This window comes from Deefgea chitinilytica (genome assembly GCF_016881405.1).
GTDB classification, from domain to species: domain Bacteria; phylum Pseudomonadota; class Gammaproteobacteria; order Burkholderiales; family Chitinibacteraceae; genus Deefgea; species Deefgea chitinilytica.
Map to the genome: position 1 here is coordinate 1 of NZ_WOFE01000016.1, position 8757 is coordinate 8757.

The 8757-nt window shown below is 49.3% G+C and carries 13 protein-coding genes; 12 read left to right on the forward strand and 1 reads right to left on the reverse strand.

The genetic code is table 11. The features are described from left to right. Positions 1-135: 135 nt before the first annotated feature. From tmk to GM173_RS15755, 11 genes are all read left to right on the forward strand, one after another. Positions 136-768, forward strand: a complete 633-nt coding sequence (gene tmk, locus GM173_RS15705) for a dTMP kinase (RefSeq protein WP_203572341.1) — start codon at positions 136-138, stop codon at positions 766-768. After that, complete coding sequence (gene holB / locus GM173_RS15710; RefSeq protein ID WP_203572342.1) at positions 761-1795, forward strand: DNA polymerase III subunit delta'; 1035 nt, start codon at positions 761-763, stop codon at positions 1793-1795. The genes tmk and holB overlap by 8 nt, the downstream gene beginning before the upstream one ends. Continuing rightward, complete coding sequence (locus tag GM173_RS15715; protein WP_203572343.1) at positions 1792-2160, forward strand: PilZ domain-containing protein; 369 nt, start codon at positions 1792-1794, stop codon at positions 2158-2160. Before holB ends, GM173_RS15715 begins: the two co-directional genes overlap by 4 nt. Positions 2161-2315: 155 nt before the next feature. Continuing rightward, positions 2316-3092: a TatD family hydrolase gene (locus GM173_RS15720; protein ID WP_203572352.1), complete on the forward strand. Its 777-nt coding sequence runs from the start codon at positions 2316-2318 to the stop codon at positions 3090-3092. Then, entirely contained in the window at positions 3092-3889 is a 798-nt protein-coding gene (locus GM173_RS15725; protein ID WP_203572344.1) for an MBL fold metallo-hydrolase, read from the forward strand. The genes GM173_RS15720 and GM173_RS15725 overlap by 1 nt, the downstream gene beginning before the upstream one ends. Before the next feature lie 10 nt (positions 3890-3899). After that, on the forward strand, positions 3900-4283 hold the full coding sequence (locus GM173_RS15730; RefSeq protein WP_203572345.1) for a DUF2237 family protein: 384 nt from the start codon (positions 3900-3902) through the stop codon (positions 4281-4283). A 68-nt stretch (positions 4284-4351) separates the two neighbouring features. After that, positions 4352-4585, forward strand: coding sequence for a TIGR02450 family Trp-rich protein (locus tag GM173_RS15735; RefSeq protein ID WP_203572346.1), 234 nt, complete (start codon positions 4352-4354; stop codon positions 4583-4585). A gap of 38 nt (positions 4586-4623) precedes the next feature. Then, a complete protein-coding gene (locus GM173_RS15740; protein ID WP_203572347.1) occupies positions 4624-5025 on the forward strand; it encodes a GFA family protein in 402 nt (133 codons plus the stop codon). A 98-nt stretch (positions 5026-5123) separates the two neighbouring features. Further along, positions 5124-5351 (forward strand): ParD-like family protein, encoded by a 228-nt coding sequence (locus GM173_RS15745; RefSeq protein ID WP_203572348.1) that lies wholly within the window; start codon positions 5124-5126, stop codon positions 5349-5351. Positions 5352-5354: 3 nt separating this feature from the next. Continuing rightward, positions 5355-5633: a type II toxin-antitoxin system RelE/ParE family toxin gene (locus GM173_RS15750; protein ID WP_203572349.1), complete on the forward strand. Its 279-nt coding sequence runs from the start codon at positions 5355-5357 to the stop codon at positions 5631-5633. Between the two features lie 47 nt (positions 5634-5680). Next, positions 5681-6190 (forward strand): hypothetical protein, encoded by a 510-nt coding sequence (locus GM173_RS15755; protein ID WP_203572350.1) that lies wholly within the window; start codon positions 5681-5683, stop codon positions 6188-6190. A gap of 169 nt (positions 6191-6359) precedes the next feature. On the opposite strand, the gene GM173_RS15760 is transcribed toward GM173_RS15755, so the two are convergent. Beyond that, positions 6360-7121 carry a pseudouridine synthase gene (locus tag GM173_RS15760; RefSeq protein ID WP_239078566.1) on the reverse strand — a complete coding sequence of 254 codons (762 nt, stop codon included), beginning with the start codon at positions 7119-7121 and terminating at the stop codon, positions 6360-6362. Between the two features lie 256 nt (positions 7122-7377). Between GM173_RS15760 and GM173_RS15765 the strand changes: the two genes are divergently transcribed. Further along, positions 7378-8700 (forward strand): hemolysin family protein, encoded by a 1323-nt coding sequence (locus tag GM173_RS15765; RefSeq protein WP_203572351.1) that lies wholly within the window; start codon positions 7378-7380, stop codon positions 8698-8700. Positions 8701-8757: the final 57 nt, after the last annotated feature.

Sequence of the window (8757 nt, forward strand, 5' to 3'; positions counted from 1 at the left end):
TGTGGGTATTGCTTGTTAGTCCTTCATCAGAAATCGTTATGAGCTTATACCCTTCAGTTTTTGAATAGATGCACAGGTTTTTGCTGCTTGTGAGACAATTCAAGTATTCACTTATTTCGGTTTGGTTTTTCATTTATGACGAGTCCCCCGCGCGGTCGGTTTATTTCGGTGGAAGGAATTGATGGTGCAGGCAAAAGTACGCACCTAGCCTGGTTGACTGATTATTTCCTTAACAAAGGGATCTCACTGATTCAGTCACGTGAACCGGGCGGCACTGGTTTGGGGGAAAAGCTGCGTGCTTTGTTACTGAACGATGCGATGTCATTAGAAACCGAAGCATTGCTGATGTTTGCGTCACGCGCCGAGCACTTAGCGCAAGTCATCGAGCCGGCTTTGTCACGCGGAGACTGGGTTTTGTGTGATCGCTTTTCGGATGCGACGTACGCGTATCAATGTGGTGGCCGTGGCTTAGATAAGACTAAATTCACTGCTTTAGAGCAGTGGGTTCAGCTGCGAGATAGAGGTCTTATCGAGCCTGATTTAACACTGATTTTTGATGTACCGCTTGAAGTTAGTCAAGCACGGATGGCGACTAGTCGTGTGCTGGATCGTTTTGAGTCCGAGCAGCAAGACTTCCATGCGCGGGTGCGTGCAGCCTATCTTGAACGAGCCGAACAAAATCCGCAACGGATTCGCGTGATCAATGCCAACCGTTCTGTCGTTGAAATTCAATCTGAACTCGCAGAGATTTTCGCCGATTATGAGTAAGGAAGTTTTATACCCGTGGTTACAAACCGCCTGGCAAGATTTACTGCGTGAACGAGATCGCCTACCGCACGCCTTATTGATTACAGGTGAGCCTGGTATTGGTAAACGGGTATTTGCTGAATATTTAGCGCAATTTTTGCTCTGCGAGGACTCGTCGAAATCAACTCAGCCTTGTGGGGCGTGTGAAGGCTGCCGCTGGTATTTAGCCGGTAACCATCCCGATTTTCGCGTCTTACAGCCGGAGGAGGCCGAAGAAGATCGTGCTGATGAAGTTGAAACCAAAAAAACAAAGAAAAAATCAGAAGTTATCCGCGTTGAAGACGTTCGCGCCTTAGCTGATTTCGTCAATCTTTCGGCGCATCGGCGTAGTGTCCGCGTGACCTTGGTGGTGCCGGCCGACACGATGAATGTGGCTGCCGCGAATGCATTTTTAAAAACACTAGAAGAACCGCCAGCTGGCGCAGTGTTTATCTTAGTTGCTGATCATTGGCGACGTTTATTACCGACAATTCGCAGCCGTTGCCGGGTGTTTCCTTTGGCTTTGCCCGAGCCACAGGTGGCAATGCAGTGGCTCAATGCACATGGCGTAGTCAATCCGGCTTTGCATCTGGCGCATACCGGCGGTGCACCGTTGGCGGCGATGGATGATGCGGCGGCAGAGTGGCTGCCTGTACGGCAAAACTTTCTGGAACATATTGCAGAGCCCGCCACATTGGATGTACTCAAGCTCAGTGCAGATTTAGAAAAAGCTAAACTGGATACTGATTTAGTGATCGCATGGCTACAAAAGTGGATTTATGATTTGATTAGCTTGGGCTTGGCGCAGAAAATTCGCTATTATCCAGATTGGCATGATGCATTAGCACGACTAGCGCCGCGCGCGCAGTATTTAATGCAGTATATAAATCAGCTAACCGAAGCTCAAAAATTATCGCGACATCCATTGAATCAGCGTTTGGTATTTGAAAGTTTGTTGTTTGCTTATGTGGATGCATTGCGTGGAAAAGGTCGTCAAGGAAAAGTATGAGTGAAGATACCGTTCAAGCTCCCGCCTCTCGGCCTGGCGTGTTGTCCTTAAATATCAAAGAAAAAGCCGCTTTGTACGCATCATATATGCCGTTTATTAAAGGTGGCGGCATTTTTATCCCAACGAGCAAAGTGTACAGTTTGGGTGATGAAGTATTTATGTTGCTGGCTTTGCTCGATGATCCGGCACGGATCGCCGTGTCAGGCAATGTCGTCTGGGTTACGCCGCCTGGCGCGCATAATAATCATCAGCAAGGCATCGGTGTGCAGTTCTCTGCTAACGAAGCGGGCAATATGGCGCGGGTAAAAATCGAGAATTTGCTCGGCGGTTATCTGCAATCTGGCCGTACTACGCATACGATGTAGTTGATCAGCAAAAGTATTCTGGCTGGGTGGTATTGCATTCTGCATCGACGCTTTGCCATAAAACTTTTGCTCGATTACATTAACTATCGCTGTTTACGTTATGATTCAAGCCGTACCTGTTGAGGTACGGCTTTTTTATTGAATGAAGAAAAATGATGAAGTTTGTTGATTCGCATTGCCACATTAATTTCCCTGATCTCGCCGCGCAAATGCCGCAGCTACTCGCCAATATGGACGCCAATCAGGTGAGCCATGCGCTGTGCGTCGCGGTGAATTTGCCAGAGTTGCCAAGCGTATTGGCGCTGGCGCAGCAGCATCAGAATATTTTCGCTTCCGTCGGCGTGCATCCCGATTACGAAGATACGCCTGAGCCTACGGTTGCGCAGCTAGTTGAACTGGCTCAAGCGCCCAAAGTCGTCGCGATTGGTGAAACAGGCTTGGATTATTTCCGCCTGACTGGCGATTTGGAATGGCAGCGTGAACGCTTTCGTACGCATATTCGTGCGGCGCGTGAAACCGGCTTGCCGCTGATTATTCATACCCGCGCGTCGAGTGAAGACACCATTCGCATCATGCGTGAAGAAAAAGCCAATGAAGTCGGCGGCGTGATGCACTGCTTTACCGAAAGTTGGGAAGTCGCGCAGCAAGCGATGGAACTTGGCTTTTATATTTCGCTCTCAGGGATTGTCACCTTTAAAAAAGCCACCGAGCTGAAAGACGTCGCCTACAAAATGCCACTTGACCGTCTGTTGATCGAAACCGATTCGCCTTACCTCGCGCCGATGCCGCATCGCGGCAAGCAAAATCAGCCTGCGTGGGTGCGGCACGTGGCTGAGCATATTGCGGAGTTGAAAAATATCCCGCTGGAAGACGTCGCTGCCGCTACAAAGGCGAATTTCTTTAAGTTGTTTCACCGTGCGAGTTCCAACTAATGTCGTCGAGCGCATCGTCGATAGCGGTTGAAACGATTTTACTGGGCGTCGGTTCGAGTGGTGGCTCGCCTGCGCTCGGTTGCAACTGCCCAACCTGCGTATCGACCGATCCGAAAAACACCCGCACCCGTGCATCGGCCGTGATGCGCGCGGGTGGTAAAACCTTTTTGATTGATACTGGCCCTGATCTACGTGCGCAATCTTTACGTGAGCAAATTTTGCATGTTGATGCCGTGCTGTATACGCACCCACATGCCGATCACCTGAATGGCATCGACGATCTACGCGCATTTTGCTGGCTGCAAAAAGCCGCGCTGACAGTGTATGGCAATCGGCTGATGCTCAGCCATATTCGCGAGCGTTTTCCGTACACGCTAATGAAGCCCAATGAGTTTTGGGATAAACCTGTGCTCACTATCCATGAGGTTGACGCCGAGGCATTCCAAGTCGGTGAGGTAACGATTCAACCGATTCCGCTGATTCACGGCAAGTGGCCGATCTTGGGGTGGCGTATCGGCAATGTGGCCTATCTGACCGATGTGTCGGAAATCCCAGAGGCGAGCAGAGCGCTGCTACTGGATCTAGACCTGCTGTTTCTCGATTGCTTGCGTACGAAACCGCATCCAACGCACTTATCGGTCGAACAATCTTTGCAAGTCGCCGCCGACATTGCGGCCAAGCGAACGGTGCTGATTCATATGACGCACGAACTCGAATATCACGCCTTGAGTGCGCAACTTCCTAGTGGCGTTGAGGTTGGGTATGATGGTTTATGCATTGTAGTCAATCATTCATAGGAATATACCCATGCAATTGAATGTGCTTGGTCAAGCTTTGCAATCGTGCAGTTTTGATCCGTTGACTGGTTTTTTCCGCGACGGTTGTTGCCGCACTGACGATAGCGATGTTGGCTCGCATATTGTCTGCGCCAAATTAACCGCAGAGTTTTTGAGCTTTTCTAAGCAGCGCGGTAATGACTTATCAACACCGCGCCCAGAATACGGCTTTGCTGGCCTAAAAGCCGGCGATCAATGGTGCCTTTGCGCTACGCGCTGGCTCGAAGCACTGCAAGCCGGTGCCGCCCCACAAATCGTCCTCGCCGCCACGCATGAAAATATTCTGGATTTAATCTCGTTGGAAACGCTGGTGGAATACGGCATTGATCGGCCAGTGTTTAAGGATGAGCGCTGAGATGTAATTTGCCCATTTTATTTGAATGTCTAAATGCAATGGGGCTTAAAACACAAGAGGGCAGACCGATGACGCAACCCACGCGAACTTGGCATCCGAAAAAACTACTCAAGAGCAAATGGACTGCGGCTGTGTCGCAGCAGCGGGAAAAGCATTTTATTGTCGTCAAAGTTGAAACGGATCCTGATGACGCGCAAAAGGTGGAACACGTCACGCTCGAAGCCGTACTCAGCAAGCGGCATTTCACGCTGCATTGGAGCGCGCTGACCGATGAAACGCAATGGCGCGTCGGTTGGCTGTAACGCTTAAATGAATTGTGATTGGTGAAAAGGAAATCGGCATGATAAAGCAAGTAGGCGATACCGAAATTCAATTGAAACACAAGGCGACTTGCCATTGCGGCGCAGTCGAGCTGGAAATTGATTTACCAGATGGGATTGTTGATCCACGGCATTGTGATTGCTCGATCTGCCGCCGCAAAGGTGCGATTGTCGCGTCGGTCTTGCTTTCGGGCATTAAAATCATTAAAGGCGCAGATCGCCTGACGCTGTATCAATTCAATACCCATACCGCGAAGCATTATTTCTGTTCGGTCTGCGGCATTTACACCCACCATCAACGTCGCTCTAATCCGCATTTGTACGGCTATAACGTCGGCTGTCTTGAAGGCGTGAATCCCTATCTGATCCCGAATATTAAAACCTACGATGGGGTGAATCATCCGGCTGATCGTGCGGTTTGAATGATTAACGCTACGAATCTGTGCTAAATCGGCTGGCTTGCATCGCTTCCTTCACTGCGGTATATTGATTGCTACATTTGTAGTAAAGAGGCGACAAAATGGGAATGCCAGTTCGGATTGAGGATGATCTGTATGCGCAAGCCAAGGCTGAGGCTAGCGCTGAGCATCGTAGTATTGCAGGGCAGATTGAATATTGGGCAAAGGTAGGTCGTGCGGCGCTGGATAATCCGGATTTGCCCGTCGGTTTTATTGCCGAATCTCTGGTTTCAATGGCCGAGCCTAGAGACGCTGCGACACCGTTTGTGCCACGCAGTCGGAAAGTATGAAGTATGAGTTGCGATGTGGTGCAAACGCGGCGTTTTGGGCGGCAATATAAAAAGCTGCAAGACAATATCGCCGCCGATGTGGACGATGCGATTGTTGAAGTCGCCGAAAATCCAGACATTCGCGAGCGCAAAAAAGGCGATTTAGCCACGCTGCGCGTGTATAAATTTCACAGTCAGAATCAGCTTTATTTACTGGGCTATACGCTGGATGACGAAGTGCGTTTGGTGTATCTAGAAACCGTTGCGCCGCATGAGAATTTTTATCGGGATGTGAAACGGTAGATTGGTGATTAGAAATAAATGGCCATAGATTCGATAAGGGGAATGCAATGAATCGAAAGATGCTTTTTATCAGTTTCCTTTTTCTCGCTGGTTGTGGTGGGCATCAACACATCACAATCCATCGTTGTGTTCCAGCCGTTGAATATGTTTCAACTGAAGAACATGAATTTATAGCATATCAATTGATTAACCAATCATTGTGGCAATCTTTTGATCCATTGCGTTTAGCGGAAAAAGGTCACTATTCTTTAAAAGTTATCCGTCATGGTGAAACAAGCATTGAACAATATGGTGAGAGTAATTTCAAAATTATACGGTTTAATAATGGTACAAGGTTGCGTTTAACGGGGAATGCAATAGAACGCAGACCATGGGGAATTGACAAGTCTTTTAGCAGTCGAATGACATATTTAGAAGGCGAAATCGATACGATAACCGTATGGGCTCCTACTTTTTATTTTAGAGATTTTTATAAATCGAATAGCGAACAAAATCGGAAAAATAGTGATGTGATTAATTTTGAAAGTTTGTATGATTGGGATTGCCCTGAAAAATAAGAGCAACCTCACTAAACATTTTTGATCTCGTTGAATACAAATATAACAATAAATTCGTAAGCCAAGTAGAGTGGACTAATTTTTGGATACCTGTTCGTCGAGGCTTGATAGGTGTTACGGTGTTTAACACAATCTGTGATTTTTTCGTACCTTTCGTGTAAGACTGATTTCAAGTTTTCAACCCCGCCACTTCCACCTGCGTCAACTCCCGCCATTCACCTTTCGCCAATTTCCCCAATCCCAAGCCGCCAATCGCCACGCGCATCAGGCGTAGCGTGTTGATTTGATTCGCTTCGAGTAGGCGGCGGATGTGGCGGTTTTTGCCTTCGTCGAGTACGACTTCGAGCCACGCATTTTTTTCGCCGCTGCGTAACAGCGTCACGCGCTTGGCTTTTAATAATGTGCCGTCATCCAGTGTTGCCCCTGCTTGCATTGCGGCGATCAGCTCGGGCGTTGCTTGGCTGTCGATTTGTACGTGATAGATTTTGTCCAAGTGGCTCGCTGGATCAGTCAGGCGCGCCGCCCATTGGGTATCGTTGGTGAACAGCAGCAAGCCTTCACTGGCTTTATCGAGTCGCCCGACAGGGCCGATGTGCGGCAGTTTTGCCCCCTCAAAGCAGCTAAACACCGTATCGCGGTTCTTTTCGTCTTGTGCGCTGGTAATCAGGCCGCGCGGTTTATTCAGCATCAGATACACCATTTTTTCGGCGCTCACCGCTTGGCCGTTCACGCTCAGTTGATCGCGTTGCAGATCGACACGGCGATTGATGTCGACGCAGACTTTGCCATTCACGCTCACTTCGCCACGCGCCACCCGCGCTTCGCCTTCGCTGCGCGAACAAAATCCCAGCTTAGATAAAGCCCGCGCCAAGCTAGCGACTTGGGTATTGCTGGTTGATGCTTGATTCGTTTTGGCTCTGGCAGAATACATCTTAGATTTACTGGTTTTCATTGTACGCAGATTGAGTTCCAAAACGAGGTAAGTCGCTATTTTAACTTGAGATGACGATGGTCGGGGCGCCAGTGAATTGGCCGTCTTATTTGTGGTGTTGGGCTCCGTCGCTTGACGCGGAGTTTGTCGCCCCTGTGACGGGAAATTTGTCACATTAGGCTAATAATTACCCCGCTGTGGCGATCAGCGCTTAAAATGACAAGGTTATCGTTCTGGACGGGCGTTCGCCCGCATTATGGAAAATTTTTTATTGACCTTGGTCGCACTGTTTTTGGTGCTGCTCAATGGCTTTTTTGTGGCGGCCGAATTTGGCCTCGTTAAATTACGTGCTACTCGCGCCAAAGGTTTGGCGAAATTGCACGGTTGGCGTGGGCGGATTTTGCTTAAAGTCCACAGCCAGCTCGATGCTTATCTCTCGGCTTGTCAGTTGGGCATTACACTGGCCTCGCTGGGCTTAGGTTGGATTGGCGAACCGGCGTTTTCAAAATTACTCGAGCCGGTATTTGTGATGCTCGGCGTCGAGTCACCAGCCCTGATTCATAGCGTTTCGTTCATTTTTGCCTTCACGCTGATTTCTTTTTTGCATATCGTCGTTGGCGAATTAGCGCCTAAATCGTTGGCGATTCGCCGTCCCGAGGTGATCTCTTTGTGGACCGCGATGCCGTTGTATCTGTTTTATTGGCTGATGTATCCCGCGATTTGGTTGCTCAATCACAGCGCCAATACGCTATTGCGCTTTTTGGGCTTGGACGGCCATTCCGGTCATGAAAGCCACTATACGGCGGATGAACTCAAGCTTATTTTGCGCGGCAATCATGAAGGCGATGAAGCCAGCCGCCAAGAGTGGAATGTCGTCGAGCAATCGCTTGATTTTGGCAAACTGAAAGTCGCCGACCTGATGCGCCCATTTCACGAAGCCGCCGTGTTACGCAGCGATTTAACGGTAGAGCAAAACCTGCAAATCATCGCCACGCAGCGCTTTAGCCGCTATCCCTTTGTCAATGAAGACGGTGAAGTACTGGGGATTGTCCATCTAAAAAATCTATTTTTGGCTGAGTTGCGCCATGCCGATGTCTCCGATTTAACCGACTATTTGCGCCCGGTTGAACATGTGACGCCCGACACGCCGGTGCTGGATTTGTTTAGTCGCTTTCGCCAAGGTGCGCCGCACTTTGCGATTGTTACTTACGCCGATGAAGCGCAGCCGATGGGGTTTGTCACTTTAGATAATTTGATGGCCGCTTTGGTGGGCGAGATTCGCGATGAATTCCGCCAGTCTAGGAATGATTGGTTAGAACAAGACGACGGTGCGCTATTGGGCAAAGGCAGTTTGTCGCTCTATTCACTCGGTCGTATGTTAGGCCGTGAAATCGACCACCCTGAAGCTGAAACCGTAGGCGGTCTGATTCAATGGAAACTCGGCAATCTGCCCGTTGAAGGTGAGCGCATCGAGTTTGATGGCTTCACCATCGTCGTCAAAAAAATGAACGGCCCCCGGATTGTGTTGGTGAAAGTGATGCCTGCGGCGAAAGAAGAGGGAAGTGCGGGGGATCATTGAGGGGTATTGGGTTGTGGCTATTGTTGGTGAATAGCTATGGCTAAATACATCGCAAAG